Origin of the sequence: Methylocystis rosea (genome assembly GCF_003855495.1) — a bacterium.
Taxonomy (GTDB): Bacteria; Pseudomonadota; Alphaproteobacteria; order Rhizobiales; family Beijerinckiaceae; genus Methylocystis; species Methylocystis rosea_A.
The window spans coordinates 260166-279310 of record NZ_CP034087.1 but is presented as its reverse complement, the minus strand read 5'-3'; the positions used below and the strand labels follow the sequence as shown (position 1 = coordinate 279310).

The 19145-nt window shown below is 61.4% G+C and carries 16 protein-coding genes and 3 pseudogenes; 12 read left to right on the top strand and 7 right to left on the bottom strand.

The features are described from left to right. Window positions 1–103 precede the first annotated feature (103 nt). Both EHO51_RS19095 and EHO51_RS19090 read right to left on the bottom strand, forming a co-directional pair. Window positions 104–298, bottom strand: coding sequence for a hypothetical protein (locus EHO51_RS19095; protein WP_124740425.1), 195 nt, complete (start codon window positions 296–298; stop codon window positions 104–106). Beyond that, window positions 286–1923, bottom strand: a complete 1638-nt coding sequence (locus EHO51_RS19090; protein WP_124740424.1) for a formylmethanofuran dehydrogenase subunit A — start codon at window positions 1921–1923, stop codon at window positions 286–288. Before EHO51_RS19090 ends, EHO51_RS19095 begins: the two co-directional genes overlap by 13 nt. 322 nt (window positions 1924–2245) lie before the next feature. Here EHO51_RS19090 and EHO51_RS21485 point away from each other — a divergent pair, with 322 nt between their 5' ends. After that, window positions 2246–2713 (top strand): hypothetical protein, encoded by a 468-nt coding sequence (locus EHO51_RS21485; protein WP_124740423.1) that lies wholly within the window; start codon window positions 2246–2248, stop codon window positions 2711–2713. 604 nt (window positions 2714–3317) lie between these two features. Here EHO51_RS21485 and EHO51_RS19080 read toward each other — a convergent pair. Together EHO51_RS19080 and EHO51_RS21040 are read right to left on the bottom strand one after the other, a co-directional pair. Continuing rightward, window positions 3318–4697 carry a universal stress protein gene (locus EHO51_RS19080; RefSeq protein ID WP_124740422.1) on the bottom strand — a complete coding sequence of 460 codons (1380 nt, stop codon included), beginning with the start codon at window positions 4695–4697 and terminating at the stop codon, window positions 3318–3320. 267 nt (window positions 4698–4964) lie between these two features. Further along, a pseudogene (locus EHO51_RS21040) lies at window positions 4965–5183 on the bottom strand (short-chain dehydrogenase); the annotation flags it as partial. On the opposite strand from EHO51_RS21040, the pseudogene ccrA reads away from it, so the two are divergent. The 6 genes and pseudogenes from ccrA to EHO51_RS19045 all read left to right on the top strand — a co-directional run. Continuing rightward, a pseudogene (gene ccrA / locus EHO51_RS19070) lies at window positions 5184–6044 on the top strand (crotonyl-CoA carboxylase/reductase); the annotation flags it as partial. It lies immediately after the preceding pseudogene. Window positions 6045–6137: 93 nt separating this feature from the next. After that, a complete protein-coding gene (gene acsA / locus EHO51_RS19065; RefSeq protein ID WP_124740421.1) occupies window positions 6138–7982 on the top strand; it encodes an acetate--CoA ligase in 1845 nt (614 codons plus the stop codon). After that, window positions 7979–8965, top strand: coding sequence for a pyruvate dehydrogenase (acetyl-transferring) E1 component subunit alpha (pdhA, locus tag EHO51_RS19060; protein WP_124740420.1), 987 nt, complete (start codon window positions 7979–7981; stop codon window positions 8963–8965). The genes acsA and pdhA overlap by 4 nt, the downstream gene beginning before the upstream one ends. After that, entirely contained in the window at window positions 8962–9969 is a 1008-nt protein-coding gene (locus EHO51_RS19055) for an alpha-ketoacid dehydrogenase subunit beta (protein WP_205789027.1), read from the top strand. The genes pdhA and EHO51_RS19055 overlap by 4 nt, the downstream gene beginning before the upstream one ends. Next, window positions 9966–11120, top strand: coding sequence for a dihydrolipoamide acetyltransferase family protein (locus EHO51_RS19050; protein ID WP_124740418.1), 1155 nt, complete (start codon window positions 9966–9968; stop codon window positions 11118–11120). Before EHO51_RS19055 ends, EHO51_RS19050 begins: the two co-directional genes overlap by 4 nt. Continuing rightward, a complete protein-coding gene (locus tag EHO51_RS19045; RefSeq protein WP_124740417.1) occupies window positions 11117–11383 on the top strand; it encodes an acyl carrier protein in 267 nt (88 codons plus the stop codon). The genes EHO51_RS19050 and EHO51_RS19045 overlap by 4 nt, the downstream gene beginning before the upstream one ends. 128 nt (window positions 11384–11511) lie before the next feature. Here the strand turns inward: EHO51_RS19045 and EHO51_RS19040 are convergent, their stop codons facing one another. Next, window positions 11512–12132 (bottom strand): hypothetical protein, encoded by a 621-nt coding sequence (locus EHO51_RS19040; protein WP_124740416.1) that lies wholly within the window; start codon window positions 12130–12132, stop codon window positions 11512–11514. Window positions 12133–12181: 49 nt separating this feature from the next. Next, window positions 12182–12532: pseudogene (locus EHO51_RS19035) on the bottom strand (ATP-binding protein); the annotation flags it as partial. Here EHO51_RS19035 and EHO51_RS19030 point away from each other — a divergent pair. Together EHO51_RS19030 and EHO51_RS19025 are read left to right on the top strand one after the other, a co-directional pair. Continuing rightward, window positions 12515–15055: an efflux RND transporter permease subunit gene (locus EHO51_RS19030; RefSeq protein WP_245435068.1), complete on the top strand. Its 2541-nt coding sequence runs from the start codon at window positions 12515–12517 to the stop codon at window positions 15053–15055. The pseudogene EHO51_RS19035 and the gene EHO51_RS19030 sit on opposite strands and share 18 nt — an antisense overlap. A gap of 215 nt (window positions 15056–15270) precedes the next feature. After that, complete coding sequence (locus EHO51_RS19025; protein ID WP_245434978.1) at window positions 15271–16422, top strand: TolC family protein; 1152 nt, start codon at window positions 15271–15273, stop codon at window positions 16420–16422. Between the two features lie 18 nt (window positions 16423–16440). Here the strand turns inward: EHO51_RS19025 and EHO51_RS19020 are convergent, their stop codons facing one another. Further along, window positions 16441–16629: an alpha/beta fold hydrolase gene (locus EHO51_RS19020; RefSeq protein WP_245434977.1), complete on the bottom strand. Its 189-nt coding sequence runs from the start codon at window positions 16627–16629 to the stop codon at window positions 16441–16443. A 560-nt stretch (window positions 16630–17189) separates the two neighbouring features. On the opposite strand from EHO51_RS19020, the gene EHO51_RS19015 reads away from it, so the two are divergent. The 3 genes from EHO51_RS19015 to EHO51_RS19005 all read left to right on the top strand — a co-directional run bounded on the left by EHO51_RS19015 (window position 17190) and on the right by EHO51_RS19005 (window position 19097). Continuing rightward, window positions 17190–18107 (top strand): IS1595 family transposase, encoded by a 918-nt coding sequence (locus EHO51_RS19015; protein ID WP_124740414.1) that lies wholly within the window; start codon window positions 17190–17192, stop codon window positions 18105–18107. A gap of 281 nt (window positions 18108–18388) precedes the next feature. Next, on the top strand, window positions 18389–18811 hold the full coding sequence (locus EHO51_RS20635) for a hypothetical protein (RefSeq protein ID WP_164479483.1): 423 nt from the start codon (window positions 18389–18391) through the stop codon (window positions 18809–18811). A 1-nt stretch (window position 18812) separates the two neighbouring features. Continuing rightward, window positions 18813–19097 carry a hypothetical protein gene (locus EHO51_RS19005; RefSeq protein WP_164479482.1) on the top strand — a complete coding sequence of 95 codons (285 nt, stop codon included), beginning with the start codon at window positions 18813–18815 and terminating at the stop codon, window positions 19095–19097. Window positions 19098–19145 lie beyond the last annotated feature (48 nt).

Sequence of the window (19145 nt, the reverse complement as noted above, 5' to 3'; positions counted from 1 at the left end):
TTTTAACGAGCGTACCCGTAATCTTGAAGAGCAGGCCAAAGACGCATTTCTCCCATCCATCGGAATCGATGGGCGATGATCTCCATTATGTCGTGCGTCACATCTACTTCCAATCATCGGGCTGGCGCATCGAGTGGTCGACCTTGATCTTGAGATCGCCGTCGAAAACCGAATAGAGCGCAGCGCCTGGACAAGTGAGAATGCTCTGGCCGACGCGATTGATGAGCGCCTTCTCCGCACCCTTCGTCGAAGAGCCGAAGAACAGCATGCGTACGCCGTTGCGAACTAGATTCGACATGCGACCTCCGCAAAGGCGTCCGTATTCGGCAGCGCGGCGTCTGGCAGGTCGAAAATCGTGCGCGGCAAGCCGTAAAGCTCGTCGTAATAGGAATCGAGGCGCTTGACGATCTTTTGATCGTAACGCGGCCGGATATGCAGCGTCTTGCCGCGCGTATAGCGGGAGACCTCCCCGTCGCGCACGACAAGCTCGCCGTCCTTGAAAACATAGGCCGCGCGGCGGAACATGCCGGCGATGTCGCGGCTCGGCTTATAGACCGCGATGTCAGCGATTGCGCCCGGCCCGAGCTGGCCCCGGTCCGTGAAACCGAAAAGCTTCGCCGCGCCGGAGCGGCTCATCTGAGCAATTTCATAGAAGGTGTATTCCCGCGTGATCGACGGCAGCGTCGTATGCTCCAATGCTTCCGCCGGCAGGCGCGAAATATGTTGCGCGCGCAGGTCGGCGCTCATCAGCAGCGCGAAGAGTTCGGGATAGGTCGTGAACGGCCCGCCATTGGGGTGATCGGTGGTGAAATACACCTGCTCGGGATTGTCGATAAGCAGGAACAGCTCCAGCCCCGCCGCCCATTGGACGGCGTTGTAATAGTTCGAGACCTTATAGGCGTAAGGCACGATGCCGCCGCCATTGGCGTCGCCGTCGAAAATCGCGCCCTTCTTGGGACTGGCGCCCGGCAGGCTGTTGAATTGCTTTAAGACGTCGGAGGAGATGGTCACCGTTTGCGAGAACATGACCTGGCCGACATCGACGCTCACATTCTTATTGGCGTTGATCTTCTCGGCGAAGCGCGCGCCGGCGGAGGAGAAGCCGTTCTTGCCCTCGGTGCCATAGGCGTAGAACTGCACATGCGCGAGATGGAGAGGCAGGCCCTGCGCCGCGTCGATCGTCGCGAGCGCCGTCTCGATATTGCCGGCGAGCCCCAGATTATTCATGTGCAGATGCAGCGGATGCGCAATGCCCACCGCCTGCGTCGCCTTCTGAAGCGTCTGGAAAATCTGACGCGAGGTCAGGCCGTAAAAAGGCACCACGTCGTCGAGACCGAAGGCGCGCATATTTTCCTTGAAGGCTTCGACGCCGCCCGGATTGATGCATTTCAATCCGAGCGAACGGGTGTTCTCGACGGTCTGAGCGACATAGTCGTTGATCGCGCCGTCTTTTTCGCCGTCGCGCAACATGCCGAGCAGGAAGTCGTCATTGCCGAGAACGGTGAGCGCGCCCCTATCGATGATGGGCACGTCATTGAGTTCGAGATGGGTCTGCAATGCGTGATGCGGCGCCATCGCCGGCTCGACGACGGTGGTGAAGCCCATCTGCGCATAAAGGCGTCCGGTCTCGAAGGTCGACCATTTGGCGGTGGAGAGCGGCGTGCCGGCGAGCCGGGCGCGAATGGCGCGATGCAACTCGGGGAGCAGCAGCCGCGCCGTATTCACATTGCCGCCGGCGATATGCGAATGAATGTCGATGGCGCCGGCCATCACGATATGGCCGGAAACGTCGATTTCCCGGTCCGGCTTACGGCCGTCTGGAGACGCGACGATGCGGCCGTCCTCGAACCATATGTCGCCGATCGCGTCCTGCCCTGTCGCGGGATCGACGACATGGCCGCCGCGTAAAACTGTCAGCGCCATGCGTCCTCCGAAACTTTCGCCCTAATGGCTTCGACGACCTCGGCGCGCCGTCGCCCGTCTCGCGGGGCGACTGTGTCGCGCGGGACAACGGTTGCCCGACCGCTCGATGCCGCTTCCACAGCGCTTTCTCTCCTATGTTTAACTGCGCGCGTACGTTAGCTAAATTTCTATTTATCGAATACACCGTTCAAAAATAGCGAAACCGTCTTGCGCTAATTGCCATCCGGAAGTCGCTGTCGGCTTAGGTGGCTTATCTTCCAAGGGCTCAAGGCCCGAGTACGCTTGCCGTCGCCCTTGGCCTCGCCAACTGCTCGAAGGAGGCTTGGCTCGAGTTGCGGGGCGCCGCGCATGCCAAGCCAATCGTCAAGGCCTTCCAGCGAGGCTGGGCAGAACGTACATCGCGATCCAGCGCGACAACGGAGGCCATGTTGATCAGGGCGGCGTGGTCGAGCGCCTGCTCGGCAAGCTCAACAGCCTGATCGGCAAGCATGACGGCGCTACCGGGCGCTCAATCAATCACCATAACTCAAACCGCGTGTTTGAAACCTACGACGCCATCATCGACGCCGCTTGTGACACATGGCGAAAGCTCATCGCCGAACCCAAAACAATCACCTCAATCGGAATGCGAGACTGGGCCCATATCGGTCAACATTGTAGCCTTTGGTATAAGCCAAATCCTCGCGCGCCAGTGAGCGCACAGGCGCGAAGATTAAGGCCGACGCCGTTCCACGCCCCGCCGCGATCGAAAAAGCGCGCGGCGCAAAGCGCGAGCGGCTCGATCGCATAGGCACCAAGATGGTCTTCGAGCCGCGCGCGCCAGTCGGCCCACACCGGATTGTCGGGCTGCAGAACCGGCCGCATCGCCCGCGAGCGAACAAAATGGAGTTTTTCGCCTGAACGCGCTGACCTCTGCCGGCCGAATAGAGAAGAGATAATTTTGGACGCCGATCCAGGGTCCCGGTTCAATGCTGATTGACAACGGTAGTGGACATACGGTCTTACTCTGAGGCTACCGCCAGCCGCCGAATAGCGGGCTGCTCCACCGCGCGGTATATTGGCCGCCGTTGATGGCGAACGACGTCCCGTTGCTCAGCCCCCGCGTCCACCGCGCCCGTGACGCCGGCGGTGAAGCCGAGCGGCAGTTGTGCAGCGAAGCCGCACGCACACGGCGGAGGGGCGCGCGGATTGATCGCTATCGGCCGCCCGCGGCGCTCGACCACATTTGGTCAGGCCCCTTCGCGGTCAGAAAGGCGTAGAGCGCGCTACGCGGCCGTCTGCCGCTTCCATCGGCGGCGCCGAAACTGACCGGTCCCGGCAGCTGGATGCTGGCGGATTGGATCGCGTGTGGCCCGTCCATCTCCCTCGTGAATCAGCGTCCCGGGGTGGGCTTGTCACCACAGCGGCGCCTTGTGCTCCTCACGCTTGTCGATCTTGCGGGCGTTGCGGACCAACGCCACCTTGATTCTGTTGGCGAGCATGTGAAGACCGTCGCGAAGCTTAGCCATGCCTTCCGGATCCGGAAAGCCGCCGTCGCCAACATCGAGCGCGTCGATGTGCCCTTGCACGATGTTCTCGAGCGAGACTACTAGCAACGGACCCTGCCAGGCTTCGCCGGTCTTTTCAAAGGGAAGCGTCATGACGAGGTCCGTCGGCCGCGCTTCAATGTCTGGATCGAGAATCGTCGCACCGAACTCGAACAGACAGGCGTTGTCTCTCGTGAATGCGTCGCGCAGGGCATTGGCAATCGCCTCGCCTGTCGCGCCAGCGACGATCGATGCGAGCGGATCAGCTGCGCCAGCGCTCCAGTTGCTCACGTCGAACTGATCCGGCCGGAGCAGCCTTGTCGTCGCTCCGCGTTTGTTGGGATAGCTCCATATGGGCGGCATGCGTTCATCGACGACAATGAGCACGTCGCGTTGCGACTCGGCCAATACGCCGTTCGCAACGCTGCCGAGCAGAAGCTCCTCTGTGACGTGGGATCCGTGCTTGCCCAAGATGACAAGATCGCACTCGAGCTTCTCTTCCTCGGCGACAATTTCCCGCTTTGCTTCACCGCGCACGACAAGCGCCGTGTATTCCGATGGCGGCAGGCCGGCCGACTTGGCTATTTCATGCAGTTCCGCGGTTGCGCGTTCCTTATATTTCGAAGCAATGAAATCGCTGTCTGTGAAATGCTCCATAGTCTCTTCGAACAAGGGGTCGTCGAAGACATGCAGCAAGACGATATGGGCTCCCGGAGCGGCTAGGCGGGCAAGCCCGATCGCCGTCTCCGAAGTGGGTGAAAAATCTACCGCCACGAGCACGCGCTCGTAGGCGTGGCGGGGCCGCTCCTTCACGATAAGAACTGGGCGTCCGCCACTGTTGCTGATAACTCGCGAAGCGGTAGAGCCCAGTGAGAGTCTAGACAGAAAGCCGCGGCCGTGCGCGCCGAGCACGATCAGGTCCGAGCAAAGGGACTCGGCGCAGGCGGGAATCGCCTCCGCAGCGGATCCGGTTTTGACATGCGCGCTGACGCCGATCTCACTGGCGCCACAAGCCTCCGACGCTGCTTTGATCAGCTGTTCTCGAGCCTTTTCGACAAGTCTCCCCGAGATCGCCTCGACATTCTCGCCAAGAAACTCTCGTAACGCCTCCGTCAGTCCCCGGCCAGTCGCATGCACCACGTCGTAGCGCGCTCCGGCCGCCTTTGCGATCAGAGCGCCGCGATCGAGGGCGGCGGCCGAGTTGGAGGAGAGATCGGTCGCCGCCAAAACTGTCTTGAGGCTCGTCATCGACTGCGCTCCAGCTTTCCTGTGCTTCAATTTTCCACATGACCAGCCGCTTTTCCACTACGAACAATGGCGCGCGGCTGTCATGTCACGAGAATCTTTCTAGCGGCGCAAATGGCGCGGTCACGCGTAGCGGCGATTTTTTTACATCGAGTCCATCATCGCGCGCCGATGATCGCCGCCTCAACTTGAACTGCGTTGCCTACGTGCCAAGAGCCGCTCGCCGCGCGCGGAACGTCAGCGGCTTGGCCCAGCGGCGCGCGCTGCGATTTCGAACGCGCGGGCGCCCAGTTCCTCGTTGAGAAACACGGGGCACGGCCCCTCGGCATTGACGCAAATATTTGGCGCGTAAGCCTGAGCCATGGTGCGCGTCGCGGTCCAGAGCGCGGATTTGGCGAGCGTATAGCTGAAATAGCGCGCCGTCAGGCACCAGACGCGCTGGTCGATGATGTTGACGAGCGCGCCTTCCTCATCCGCGGGCAGTTGCTCGGCGACCCGATGTTCTCCGCCTCGCAGCGCATCTGGGGTTATGAGACGCCGGACGGCTCCTTCGCCCAATTCTGCCGCGTGCAGGACCGCCAGCTGATGGAGCGGCCCAAGCACCTCACCTGGGAGGAAGCGGCCTGCTACACGCTCACTCTCGCCACCGCCTATCGCATGCTGTTCGGTCATGCGCCGCATCAGCTTAAGCCCGGCGACAATGTGCTCGTCTGGGGGGCCTCGGGCGGGCTCGGCGTCTTCGGCGTGCAGCTCTGCGCCGCCGCGGGCGCCAACGCCATCGGCGTCATCTCGGATGAGAGCAAGCGCGATTATGTGCTCTCGCTCGGCGCCAAGGGCGTCATCAATCGCAAGGACTTCAAATGCTGGGGGCAGTTGCCCAAGGTCAACACGCCCGAATTCAACGAATGGACCAAGACCGCCCGCGCCTTCGGCAAGGCGATCTGGGACATCACCGGCAAGAAGGACGTGGACATCGTCTTTGAACATCCCGGCGAATCGACCTTCCCCGTCTCCTGCCTCGTCGTGAAGCGCGGCGGCATGGTGGTGTTCTGCGCCGGCACGACGGGCTTCAATCTCACCTTTGACGCGCGCTATGTGTGGATGCGCCAGAAGCGGATCCAGGGCTCGCATTTCGCGCATCTGAAACAGGCCTCGGCCGCCAACCGCTTCGTGCTCGACCGCCGCGTCGATCCCTGCATGTCGGAAGTCTTCCCTTGGGAGAAGATTCCGCTCGCCCACACCAAAATGTGGAAGAACGAACATGCGCCGGGCAATATGGCGGTTCTGGTCATGTCGCCGGAGCCCGGCCTGCGCACCGTCGAGGATGTGATCAGGGCGGAAAAGGCGTGATCCGCCGCCGCGTGCGGCAATACGCGCTTCCTACCGTTGTTGTCTTCGCGATCGCGGCCAAATAGTCTGAGTGGCGGTCGCAGATCGCCAAAAATGTTCAACAACGGCGCATGCCGCTGTTCGCATGGTGGCGCCTGCGGGCCTCGTTCGGAAACGGAGGCGCCGCTGTCCGATAACGCTGCCCGCTATGCGACGATCCACAAGGATCCCTCTTCCCTCGCGGTTCCGCCCAATCTCGCCGACTACGACGCTGCCTGCGCCGGGTTCAGTTGGAAGGTGGCGCACAGAGCCTTGAGCGGCCTGCCGAATGGCGAGGGCCTCAACATCGCTTATGAAGCGGTGGATCGGCATGCGTGCGGACCCCGCGCAAGCCGTGTGGCGCTACGCTGCATCAGCAAGGCAGGAGAGCGCCGCGATTATACGTATGGCGAGTTGGCCGCGTCTACCAATCGTTTCGCCAACGGCTTGCGATCGCTCGGCATGGACGCGGGAGACGGCGTTTTCGTTCTGCTCGGCCGCGTTCCGGAGCTTTACGTCGCCATGCTGGGCGCGTTGAAGATGAAATGCGTCGTCACGCCGCTCTTCTCCGCCTTCGGGCCAGAGCCGATCGCGACCCGCATGGAAATCGGCGACGCGCGCGTCTTGGTTACGACCGAAACGCTTTATCGGCGCAAGGTCGAAGCGCTGCGAGGGCGATTGCCCAGGCTTGAGCATGTCATTCTCGTCGACGCCGAGGAGCCCGGCGAAGGCGTCCATTCCTGGCGCAAGCTCACGCAAACAGCCTCAGACGCCTTTGAGATCGCGCCCACAGATGCGCAGGAGACGGCGCTGCTGCATTTCACCAGCGGCACGACCGGCCGCCCCAAGGGCGTCATACATGTGCACGAGGCCGTAGTAACGCATTTCGCGACAGGACTCTATGCGCTCGATCTTCATGACGACGATCGCTTCTGGTGCACAGCGGACCCGGGCTGGGTGACTGGAACGAGCTATGGGGTCATCGCGCCGCTCACGCATGGCGTGACCAATATTGTCGTCGAGGCGGAATTCGATGCGCCCACATGGTACGGCGTGCTCGCGCAGGAACGGGTCACCGTATGGTACACCGCTCCCACCGCCATCCGCATGATGATGAAGCTCGGCGCGGACGCCTTGAAGGATTACGATCTTTCCGCCTTGCGTTTCGCCGCCAGCGTTGGAGAGCCGCTGAACGCCGAGGCGGTGGTGTGGGGCGCAGAGGCCTTTGGCCTGCCGTTCCATGATAATTGGTGGCAGACCGAAACGGGCGGCATCATGATCGCTAATTTCGCGTCGATGGACATCAAGCCCGGCTCGATGGGCCGGCCCTTGCCGGGCATCGAAGCGGCAATCGTCAGGCGGAAGCCCGACGGCGGAGTTGAAACGGCCGACGTTGGCCAAGAAGGCGAGCTCGCGCTCAAAAGCGGCTGGCCATCGATGATGCGGGGCTACCTTCACGAGGAAGCGCGCTATCGTAAATGCTTCGCTGGCGAATGGTATCTAACTGGCGATCTCGCGCGTTGCGACGGTGACGGCTATTTCTGGTTCGTTGGACGCGCCGACGACGTGATCAAGTCGTCGGGCCATCTCATCGGCCCCTTTGAAGTCGAAAGCGCGCTGATGGAGCATCCGGCCGTCGCCGAGGCGGCGGTCATCGGCAAGCCGGATCCAGTCGCCGGCGAGATCGTCAAGGCTTTCGTCGCCCTGAAGCTCGGCTTCGCGGCGGACGAAGCCATGCGTAAGGAGCTGCTCGGAAACGCCCGCAAAAGGCTCGGCGCCGCCGTGGCGCCCAAGGAAATCGAGTTTCGCGCCAATCTGCCGAAAACCCGCAGCGGCAAGATCATGCGGCGCTTACTCAAGGCGCGCGAGCTCGGCCTGCCGGAAGGCGATCTATCGACGCTGGAGAGTGATGAGCGATGACCAAGAAGGTGCATCTCGATCACGCTCATCTGCTTCATCTCTTGAAGGCGATGATCCGCATCCGGCATTTCGAGGCCAAATGCGTCGAGCTCTATCAGGCGCAAAAGATTCTCGGCTTTCTTCACCTCTATGACGGCGAGGAGGCGGTCTCGGTCGGCGTGATGGAGGCACTGACGCAAGATGACGCCGTTATCGCGACCTATCGCGAACATGGCCAGGCGCTCTCTCGCGGCGTCGATCCGAAGTGCCTGATGGCCGAAATGATGGGCAAACTCAACGGATGCTGCCGTGGACGCGGCGGCTCCATGCATTTTTTCGATCGCGCGCGCCGTTTCTATGGCGGCAACGCCATCGTCGGTGGAGGCCTGCCGCTGGCGCTCGGTGTTGCGCTCGCCGACAAGATGCAGCGACGATCCGCCGTGACGGCCTGCTTCTTTGGTGAAGGAGCGGTGGACGAGGGCGAGTTCCACGAGACGCTCAACCTGGCCAAGCTCTGGCGGCTTCCGATCCTGTTCGTCTGCGAGAATAATCTTTACTCCATGGGCATGGCGGTCGAGCGCGCGGAGGCAGATATTGACTTCGTGCACAAAGCATCAGGCTACAGAGTCGCCGGCGAGAAGGTGGACGGCATGGACGTGGTCGCCGTCGAAAGCGCGGCGAGAAACGCCGTCGACAGAATTCGCAGCGAAAGCGACCCCTATTTTCTCGAGTGCCGAACCTATCGGCTTCGGGCGCATTCCATGTTTGACGCGCAACTCTACCGCTCGAAGGACGAGGTAGAAGCATGGCGTAAGAAAGGGCCGATCGTCCGCTTCCAGACCTGGCTGGAAGCCAATCGCTTGATCAAGCCAGAAGAGCTTGCGACGATCGAACAGGATGTCGACAAGGAAATCGCGGCGGCGGTTGCTTTCGCCGAGGCTGGCCCCCTTGAGCCAGTTTCAGAACTCGAACGTTTCGTCACGATGGAGGAGGTTCCATCGTGAACGCGCCGCAAGCGACTGCCGCTTCCACGCGGCTGACTTATCGTGAGGCCTGCAAGCAAGCGCTTCGTGAGGCGCTGCTCTCCGATCCGCGCGTCTTTTTGATGGGGGAGGACATCGGCCGCTACGGCGGCTGCTATGCCGTGACGAAGGGGCTTTTAGAGGAGTTTGGCGAAGAACGCATTCGCGACACGCCGCTCTCCGAGAGCGCTTTCGTCGGCGCGGGCGTCGGCGCCGCCATGGCGGGGATGCGGCCGATCGTCGAGATTATGACGGTGAACTTCAGCTTGTTGGCGCTGGATCAGATTCTCAACAACGCCGTCACCATTCCGCATATGTCGGGCGGCCAGTTCGCGATCCCCCTCGTCATTCGCATGGCCACCGGCGGCGGGCGACGCGTCGCCGCGCAGCATTCGCGCAGCCTTGAAGGCTGGTATGCGCATATCCCTGGACTGCGCGTCCTGACCCCCGCCACAGTCGAGGACGCGCGCTTCATGTTGAAGGGTGCGCTCGCCGACCCCAATCCCGTGATCATTTTCGAGCATGTCATGCTCTACAATATGGAGGGCGATTTTCCATCGGACATGAAGGAGGTCGATATCGCGCGCGCGAAAGTGCGTCGCGCCGGACGAGACGTCAGCCTCATTACCTATGGCGGCAGTCTGTTCAAGGCGTTGCAGGCGGCCGACGCCCTTGCGGCCGAGGGAATCGACGCGGAAGTCGTCGATTTGCGCGTGCTTAGGCCACTCGACACGAAAACGATACTCAACTCTGTCGCAAGGACGAGGCGCTGCGTCATCATTGACGAAGGCTGGCGCAGCGGTTCGATTTCCGCTGAAGTGGGCATGCGCCTCGCCGAGGAAGCTTTCTTTGAACTCGACGCGCCATTGCGGCGCGTCTGTTCGCGCGAGGCGCCGATACCTTATGCGGCGCATCTCGAGGACGCATGCCTGCCACAGGCGGCTACGATCGTCATCGTGGCGCGTGAACTTGTCCGCCCGTCATGAGCGATTTCAAAATGCCCGCGCTTGGCGCCGACATGGAGGCCGGCACGCTCGTCGAGTGGCTTGTGAGGCCCGGCGATCGCGTCAAATCCGGCGACGTCGTCGCGGTGGTCGAGACGCAAAAGGGCGCGATAGAAGTCGAAATCTTCCAACAGGGCGTCGTCTCGAACATCCTCGTTCCAGTCGGCGAGCGCGTTCCAGTCGGGACGGTTCTTGCGCAGATCGACGGCGCGCGGGGCGCCGCCCCGCCGCCCTCCATTGAACCCGCCATCGCTGCGCTGAAGCCGGCGCCGCTAAGGCCGATCGTCGCGGCGCCGAGCTCGCGACTAAAGATTACGCCCGCGGCGCGGCGCCGAGCTACGGCGTTGAGCCTCGACCCCACTATGATCGTGAAAGGAACCGGTGTCGAGGGATCGATCCGGCTCGCCGATGTCGAAACCTACGCGAGCGGAGCAAAGCTCGCGCAGCGCCCAGCGAAAAAAGGCCTCGATCTTTCTCAGATGCGCCAGGCGATCGCCGCCGCTATGAGTCACTCGAAGCGAGAAATCCCGCACTACTACCTCACCGAAATGGTTGACCTTCACGCCGCTTCGACCTGGATCGAGCAATACAACGCCGAGAAATCCCCAGTCGAACGCATTCTGCCGGCCGTACTCTTTCTCAAGGCTGCGGCCTTGGCCCTGCGCGAACAACCGCAGCTTAACGGCGCTTATGAAAACGGCGCCTTTACTCCTGCGTCTGACGTTCACGTGGGTTGGGCGATCGCCTTGCGCGGCGGCGGGCTGATCGCGCCGGCGATACGCGACACCGACAGAAAATCGCTGGCCGAACTGATGGCGGCCATGCGGGACCTGGTGGAGCGCGCGCGACGCGGGAATTTGCGCAGCTCCGAACTCACTTCTCCCACCATTACCGTCACGAGCGTCGGTGATCGCGGCGCGGAGTCGGTGACCGGCATTATCTATCCTCCGCAAGTCGCGATCGTCGGATTTGGCCGTGCGGTCGCGCGCCCCTGGGTCGTCGATGGGCGCATCGAGAGTTGTCCGCTCGTCACCGTCAGCCTCGCGGCGGACCATAGGGTCACCGACGGCCATGTCGGCGGCTTGTATCTCGCCGCGGTCGCGCGTCTCTTACAGGAGCCGGAAAAACTATGACGGACGCCGAAATCAAAGCGCTCATCCTGGAGCTGATTGGCGAAATCGCGCCCGAGGCCGATCTCGCGTCGGCTCGCGATCAAGACGATTTACGTGAAGTGTTCGACCTCGATTCAATGGATTTTGCCAATCTCATTGTGGCGATCCACGACCGCACAAAAATCGCTATTCCGGAGGTTGACTACAACAAGCTTTTCACCTTGGGCGGAGCCACCGCCTATCTACGGGACGCGCTCAGCCAATTAAATGCGGGCGATGCTTAGTCTACTGTCTTTGCGTCGTTTACGACGCGTCCGCGTGGCATCAAGGACGTGAAGTCGATGCGGTTTGACCGGTCGCAGGACCGCCAGAATTCTCTCACGTCGAAAAGAGACCGGCAAAAAGCAGGGGGTCAGGCAGCTTGTCGAAACGCGTTGTCATTGGGCCATGTGCATTCAACCGGTTGTGGCAAACCGCAGTGGCGTTCGAGGATTCCATTGAGATGAGCAGTCCGGACGTGAAGCATTAGCTGAGCGCCTAGCCGTGACCATCGCATCTGGCGCTTCTTGCACATGCGTTGATTGACCAATTGGTTCACCGTAGACTCGATGTTGGCGGTTGCGATCCGTTCGCCTTGACGCCAAGCTCTTCCGTAGTCCGTCAGCGAGCGGATGTTCGAATAGAGATAGCCTTCAAGTTCGTTGAAGCGCTTGCAAGCGGCTTCAATTTTCGAAAGATCACCGCCAGCCGCGTCAATTTCATTGCGATGAGAAAGCAGCTGCGCGCCCAATCGAGACAGTGCTATGATCCATCGCGCATGGCGCGATTTGCCATAATGCCAGACATTCCAGCGAACGCTACGCAGATTGCGTCGATAACGAGCGAGCCTTTCCTTGAAGGCAGGCTCGTCATAATCGACCGCCCAATTGTCAACGGCGGCGACAATTTGTGCCAGATGGCGGCGTAAAAGTGTACCGGTCTGGTTGAGAGAAGAGGGCCGTGAAGCCCTTGTGAGTTGGGTTGTCGCGCGCATTGAGGCGCGCGGAGCGTAGCGAAGCGCGCTTCAATGCGCGCGGCGGCGGTTAAATGTCTGCGTCGGCTTCTCCCTTGGTTCTTGGGTTTACGCTGGGCTCGTCGGCATTGCGCCGTTGCGCCTTCCTGGCTGTCGCGAGACGATAGCTGTCGCCGTTCATCTCCAGAATGTGGACATGATGGGTGAGCCGATCGAGCAGCGCGCCGGTGAGCCGTTCCGACCCGAACACCGACGTCCATTCATCGAATGGCAGATTGCTGGTCACCAGCGTGGCGCCACGTTCATAGCGCTGGCTGAAGACCTCGAAGAGCAGTTCAGAACCAACCGCCGTGAACGGCACGTAGCCCAGCTCATCGACGATCAGCAATTTGACGGTGTGGAGATGCTCCAGTCGGCGCTCTCCAACAACAATAAGAATGACGGCGCGGGGCGCGTGCGCGATGGCGAGGAAGCGCTGCTCGTGCGCGCCGAAGGCCGCCTGCGATCTCTCGATGAGATCCGATCCGTCGTCATCGCCGCGCGGGACACCGGCATCGTGCGCGTCGGCGACGTCGCCGAAGTGCGCAACGGCGCGTTGCCGCGTAACGGCGTCGTCGTGCGCAACGGCGAAGGCGAGGCGGTGTGGGGACTTGTTCTCGGGCTGCGCGGCGCGGACGCGCGCATGGTGGTCAATGGCGTGAAGGAGCGCCTGGCCGAAATCGAGCCGACGCTGCCGAACGGGGCGAAAATCGAAATCTTCTACGATCGCAGCGAATTGATCGGCAAAGCGGTCTGGACCGTGCAGAAGGTGCTGATCGAGGCGATCGTCCTCGTCGTCATCCTGCTCGTCTTGTTTCTTGGCGATCTTCGCGCCGCGGTCGTCGTGTCGGTCATTTTGCCGCTCGCCGCGCTCTCGACATTTGGCATCATGCGCTGGTGGGGCCTCTCGGCGAATATCATGTCGCTCGGCGGTCTGGCGATCGCGATCGGACTTTTGGTCGACTGCGCGGTCGTCGTCGTCGAGAACGTCGAACATCGCATGGCGCATGCGCATGACGTCAGTCTCTCCGACCGCATTTTCATGACGCTCGAAGCGACTCGCGAGGTCGCCGTCCCGCTCACGTCCGGCGTCATCATCATCGTCACGGTGTTCCTGCCGCTGCTGTCTCTCGAAGGGCTCGAAGGTCGTCTGTTCGCGCCGGTGGCGCTGACGATCGCCTTTGCGCTCGGATCGGCGCTCGTGCTGTCCCTCACCGTCGTGCCGGCGCTTAGCGCGACGTTGCTGAAGCCGGGCCATGCCGACGAGCCCTGGCTGGTGCGCAAGGTCGCCGCGGTCTACGAGCCCTTGCTCAAGCGCTCGCTCGACAAGCCCTTAATTGTCGGCGCCGCCGCCGTCATCGGCCTCGTCGTCGCCTTCACCGCCTATGCGGGGATCGGCCAGACCTTTATGCCGGTGATGAACGAGGGCACGCCCGTCATCACCATCCGCAAACATCCGACGATCAGCGTCAATATGGCCGCGGAGACCGACATGCGCATTCAGCGCGCAATCATGGAGCGCGTGCCGGAGGTCAAGGGAATGATGGCCCGGGCCGGCGCTGACGAGCTCGGAATCGATCCCGTCGGCCTCAACGACACTGATAATTTTCTGAAGCTTGCGCCTCAGAGTGAATGGCGCGGCAAGGATATAGATTGGCTGATGGGCGAGATTCGCGCCGTGCTCGATAGCATGCCCGGCATTTCCTACGCTTTTTCGCAGCCGATCGACATGCGCGTTCAGGAAATGATTATCGGCGCGCGCGGCGACGTCGTCGTCAAGATTTTCGGCGACGACATCGACGAGCTCAACCGCCTCACCCGCGAGGTTACCGCGACCTTGCGCAAGATCAGGGGTGCGCGCGACGTGTTCGGCCTGCAGAATGACGGCATGCGCTATCTGACGGCGCGCGTCGACCGACTCGCGGCCGGCCGCTTCGGCCTTAACGCCGGCGATATTCAGGACGCGCTGCGCGTCTGGGTCGACGGTCAGCCGGTCGGCATCGTGCTGGAAGGGCCGATCCGCACGCCGCTTGTCATTCGCGGCTCGGAAATCTCGCGCCGCTCGTCCGTCGACTTCGCGCGGCTGCCGATGGTGTCGTCCGAAGGCAAGGTCGTCGAACTGTCGCAACTCGCCGACGTGCGCGTGGAGAACGGGCCGATCCAGATCATTCGCGAGGAAGGCCGTCGCTTCGCCACCGTCCTCGCCAATGTGACGGGACGCGATCTTGTCGGATTCGTCGACGACGCCAAGAAAGCCGTCGCCAAAAACGTAAAGACGCCGCCGGGATATCGCTATCAATGGGGCGGCCAGTTCGAAAACCAGCAACGCGCTTCGGCCCGACTCGCGATCGTCGTGCCGATCGCGCTGGCGCTGATTTTTCTGTTGCTTTATCTAACCTTCAACTCGGTGCTACAGGCGACGCTGGTGTTCTGCAATGTGCCTTTCGCGGCGATCGGCGGCATTTTGGGCCTGTGGTTTTCGGGAGAATTCATGTCCGTGCCCTCGTCGGTCGGCTTTATTGCGCTTATCGGAATCGCGGTTCTCAATGGCGTCGTGCTCATCTCCTACATCAACAAGCTTGTGGCTGAAGGCACGCGCAGCACGCGCGAAGCGGTGTTAGAGGGCGCGCGTCGGCGCATGCGGCCCGTTATGCTCACCGCCACCATCGCGGCCTTCGGCTTGATCCCGTTCCTGTTCGCGCATGGGCCCGGCGCCGAGATCCAGCGCCCGCTCGCCATCGTCGTCATCGGAGGGTTGATCTCGGCCACGGTGCTGACCTTGATCCTGCTGCCGATTCTTTACGATCGCACCGCCAATCTCGGCTTGGCCATTCGTCAGAAGTTCCGCGCACGAGCGATGCGGCAACCCGCGCCAATGCATGCGCGCGAGGACGCTCGCGCATGAGGATGGGCGCGGTCTACACGGCATTTTTGTTGTTTGCGTTCGCTTTGCCTTTCGAGACGGGAGTCTTTGCACAGGAGCAGGGCGAACCGGCGGAGATGCAGATCAAAGCGTCTGTCAAAGCTGCACCCAAGAAACCGCCTGGGACATCGCCCAAGAAAGCCCGTGTTCGGGCGCCGACCAGGCGAAGCGGCGGCGTGTTGGCGAAACATCTTGAGATGGCCGTCTTGGTTGATGCGCAGAGCCGTTCGCTCGAGGCGCAGTTTCGCGCCATATCGGCGCGCTACGCGACGGCCAATTCGATCACCCCCGGTTCGCCTTATTTCGCGGGCTATCAGCGTAACGCGGCCGCCGGCAATTTACGCAACTACAATGAAACCGAAATTGAGGCCGGCATGCCGTTGTGGTTGCCCGGACAGCGGGACGCCTTCGCGGGCACGGTGACCACCGGTCTCTTCGAGGTTGAAGAGCGGCTGGCGCTGCGTCGACTGGAAGTCGCCGGGGTCCTGCGCGACGCATGGTGGAACGCGCAGCGTGCGGCGCGGGAAGTTTCCGTCGCGCGCAATCGCGTCGCCACCGCGCGCGACATCGGTGCCGATATGACTCGCCGCGTGGAGCTTGGCGACGCCGCCCAGACTGATGCGCTGCTTGCGAAGAACGAAACGCTTGCCGCCGAAACGGAGCTGGCGCAGTCCGAGGGCGCGGTAAAAGTCGCGCGGATCACCTACGCGGCCTTGACCGGCGGCGCGCCGCCTGATGGCGCGCTGGAGTCGGTGCGGCCGCCCATCGACATTGAGGATCACCCAGCGTTGCGCACGCCCCTCGCGGCGTTTGCGCGCGCTCGCGCCCAGGTGGAACTTGTCGATGCGACGCCGATCGACAGCCCCGATATCGGTATTTTCGCTCGGCAGGAACATAATGATCAATATTCGACCGACCGTTCGCTCGATCCTTCTGAGCGTGTCACCAACCAACGCACGGATGCGACCACCCTGGGCGTCCGCATACGCATTCCGCTGCCGACGGCCGGACGAAATGAGCCGAGACGCGCCGAGGCGCTCGCCGAGATGGATCGCGCCACGGCCGAATATGAGCGCGCCAAGCGAATCATCACGGCGGAAATAAGGGCGGCGCGCGAAGCGCTGGCGGCGGCGCAGCGCGCCGCGAAACTGGCCAACAGCCGTCTCACCGTCGCCAATGATCAGTTCGAACTGTCGCGCAAGGCCTTCAAGCTCGGCGAGATCAGCGCCTTCGATCTTTATCGCGTGCGCCAGATTCAACTCGAGGCGCAGCGCATGGAGGCGAACGCCGAGATCAATGTCGGCGTCGCGATCTCACGGCTCAATCAAGCGCAAGGCTACGCTCCCTAGCGATCGGCTGTGCGCGCTTTATGGACATTGGCGCACGAAGTCCGCGATGCGCGAAATCGTCGGCTGATCGAGCAGCAGCGGCGCATGGCCCTGGCCTTCGACCCAGGCCCGCTCGAGGCGCGGCGCGCGCCGGGCCATCTCGTCAAAGACTTCGGGCGAGAGAATGTCGGAGTTCGCGCCGGGTCGGATCGTCTTCGAAATAGACATAGGCGAGCGCGACGCCGACCGCATCTTCGACGACAAAGGACTCGCCGCTCTTGTGGATCCTTAAAGGCAAGGTATAGGCCGCGCACCGGCGTTATACATGACCGATACCTGAACGAACTTCCGCCCGTAAATTCGGCGCATCGCAGCGATTTCTTCCGGCCGCTTAAATTGCCGCACGACGTAGGCCCTACCGAAACTGGGCAGCGGCCTCGTCCCCGGGATAATTTGAGCGTGTTTGTCTAACCTTTAATACAGCAAGACCCGCCCGGTGATCCCGAAATTTGTCAGAACTCGTTAGCATATTTTATTAGTGACATGTATTTCTTATAATATGATGTATCATCAATACTGAACGTTAATTTTGGATGCTCATGTGCTTGGTCAGATGTACGATCTCGCTATCGTAATCCACTTCCTTTAGAGTTCGCGCGAGGGCGTCGATGATAGTTTCGATATCGACGCCAATCGGTCCAAGCCCGAAAAAAAATTAGGGGACATATATACTAGTTTGACCTAACCAAAAAAGTAGGCTAGTATCTCCACATCGACGGAGATGAGCCGTGCTTACGAATTTCGATAGCCTCTACAGCCTCTTTGAAGCCTTCCCGGACGAGCAGTCCTGCATCGACCATCTGCAGGCGATCCGCTGGCGCGACGGCGAGTTTTGCCCCTACTGCGGCGACACGAAAATCTATCATTTCAGCGACCGCAAAACGCATAAGTGCGGAGAGTGCAGAGAGCGCTTTTCGATCAAAGTCGGCACGATCTTCGAAAACACTAAACTGCCGCTACGCAAGTGGTTTGCGGCTATTTGGATGATCACCAATCATCCGAAAGGCATTGCATCTGTCACGCTCGCCAAGGATCTGAAAATCACGCAAAAGTCGGCGTGGTTTATGCTGCATCGCCTCCGCCATGCAGCCCGCACGCCTTCGTTCAATGCGCCACTTAAGGGCGATGTTGAAGCCGACACTACGTTTGTCGGCGGCAAGGAAAAGAACAAGCACGCCAAGGACCGCAAGGGCGGCAAACAGGGCGGCGCCGGCAAGGCGGTTGTGCTCGGCATTGTCGAGTGCGACGGCGAGCTACGCGCCGAGCACGTCGCCGATCACAAGGCGAAGACGCTTCAGGGGAAGGTCCGCCAGAATGTCGCCAAATGCTCGGCGGTTCTGACTGACGAAGACATGGCTTTTGTCGGACTCGACAAGGATTTCACCCACCTCGCCGTCAATCACTCGGCTGGCGAATATGTGCGCCTCGGCGGCTTCGTTCATACGAACAACATCGAAGGCGTCTGGGCGCTCCTTAAGCGCCAGATCGTCGGCATTCATCATTGGGTATCGCCGAAGCATCTTCAGCGCTATGTGGACGAGATGACATGGCGTTATAACCGCCGCGACATGAAACCGTCGCCACGCATGAATGACATTTTCGCCTGCGTCGAGGGGCGGCTGCGCTACCGCGAGTTGATCGCATGACAGAGAAGGGGCGGAAGCAAGAACCGCCGCTCACGCTCGACGTGAGCTTTGGAGAGGCCATGACTCGTTTTGTCGCGGTCAAGCCAAAAGAAGTGGAGGAAAGTATAGAGCGATCAAAAACGAAAAAGCCGCCGCAGGACGATCCCCCGCGACGGCCAAACGCTCTAAGCGCCGGTTAGGTAAGGCTTAGCCGCAGCAGCGCGAATGGGCGCAGACATGCTCAAGGCGGCCGAAGCGGCGCGTTGCCGTAGTCCTCCGGCTCTTCGCCCGCGGCGATGCGCATGACTTTGACGGCACGGGCTATGTCGTCGGCGGGACGCTTCTCGCCTTTAGGTCCTGTTGGCATCTTCGTCTTTTTTCTCAGTGGCGCAGGAAAGGTCTCCACACGGGAGATCATCAAAATCCGGCTTGTATCCTTTGTCACGATATTCCTGCTCAGAGATTTCAAACCCCAACGTCCCGGATTCGATCAAAGCAGTATTTGGCTTTCCCCTTACGCCTTCCGTCCGATAAACGCCGCGCGGTTCCTCTGCCACATTATCGCTCCAGTGCTTTTGCGAAGCATAACATGGGAACTGGCAATGGCGCGAAGCCGCGTCAAGGGCCTCAAATTTCAAACTGAGACACTACCCAATGAGGAGTCTCGTTCAGCGGCCATTCAGTGGATTGATGGGATTGAATTGCACGGGGAAGAAGGAGATTAGCATGCTGCGCAAATTGTCTCTCGTAACGGCTTTGGCTGCCGCTTTGGCTCTTCCGACTGCCGCTATGGCGTGGGATGGACATGGTGGCGGCCATTACGGCGGCTGGGGCGGCCATCACGGCGGCTGGGGCGGCCATCACGGCGGCTGGGGCGGCCATCATGGGGGCTGGGGCGGCCATCATGGGGGCTGGGGCGGCCATCATGGGGGGGGCTGGGGCGGCGGATATGGCGGTCATCGTGGCGGCTGCTGGCGCTGGTGGTATGGCCAGTGGCATTGGGTCTGCTAACGGGCGGCCATCGAAGATCAGACCTTCGAAAGGTGCGATGGGCTCACG

Excerpts from the sequence above, each read along its gene's own strand:
- EHO51_RS19095 (WP_124740425.1), bottom strand. The coding sequence starts at position 298 with ATGTCGAATCTAGTTCGCAACGGCGTACGCATGCTGTTCTTCGGCTCT.
- EHO51_RS19090 (WP_124740424.1), bottom strand. The coding sequence starts at position 1,923 with ATGGCGCTGACAGTTTTACGCGGCGGCCATGTCGTCGATCCCGCGACA.
- EHO51_RS19080 (WP_124740422.1), bottom strand. The coding sequence starts at position 4,697 with ATGACGAGCCTCAAGACAGTTTTGGCGGCGACCGATCTCTCCTCCAAC.
- acsA (WP_124740421.1), top strand. The coding sequence starts at position 6,138 with ATGTTCAACAACGGCGCATGCCGCTGTTCGCATGGTGGCGCCTGCGGG.
- pdhA (WP_124740420.1), top strand. The coding sequence starts at position 7,979 with ATGACCAAGAAGGTGCATCTCGATCACGCTCATCTGCTTCATCTCTTG.
- EHO51_RS19050 (WP_124740418.1), top strand. The coding sequence starts at position 9,966 with ATGAGCGATTTCAAAATGCCCGCGCTTGGCGCCGACATGGAGGCCGGC.
- EHO51_RS19045 (WP_124740417.1), top strand. The coding sequence starts at position 11,117 with ATGACGGACGCCGAAATCAAAGCGCTCATCCTGGAGCTGATTGGCGAA.
- EHO51_RS19040 (WP_124740416.1), bottom strand. The coding sequence starts at position 12,132 with ATGCGCGCGACAACCCAACTCACAAGGGCTTCACGGCCCTCTTCTCTC.
- EHO51_RS19030 (WP_245435068.1), top strand. The coding sequence starts at position 12,515 with ATGCTCCAGTCGGCGCTCTCCAACAACAATAAGAATGACGGCGCGGGG.
- EHO51_RS19025 (WP_245434978.1), top strand. The coding sequence starts at position 15,271 with ATGGCCGTCTTGGTTGATGCGCAGAGCCGTTCGCTCGAGGCGCAGTTT.
- EHO51_RS19020 (WP_245434977.1), bottom strand. The coding sequence starts at position 16,629 with ATGTCTATTTCGAAGACGATCCGACCCGGCGCGAACTCCGACATTCTC.
- EHO51_RS20635 (WP_164479483.1), top strand. The coding sequence starts at position 18,389 with ATGACTTTGACGGCACGGGCTATGTCGTCGGCGGGACGCTTCTCGCCT.
- EHO51_RS19005 (WP_164479482.1), top strand. The coding sequence starts at position 18,813 with ATGCTGCGCAAATTGTCTCTCGTAACGGCTTTGGCTGCCGCTTTGGCT.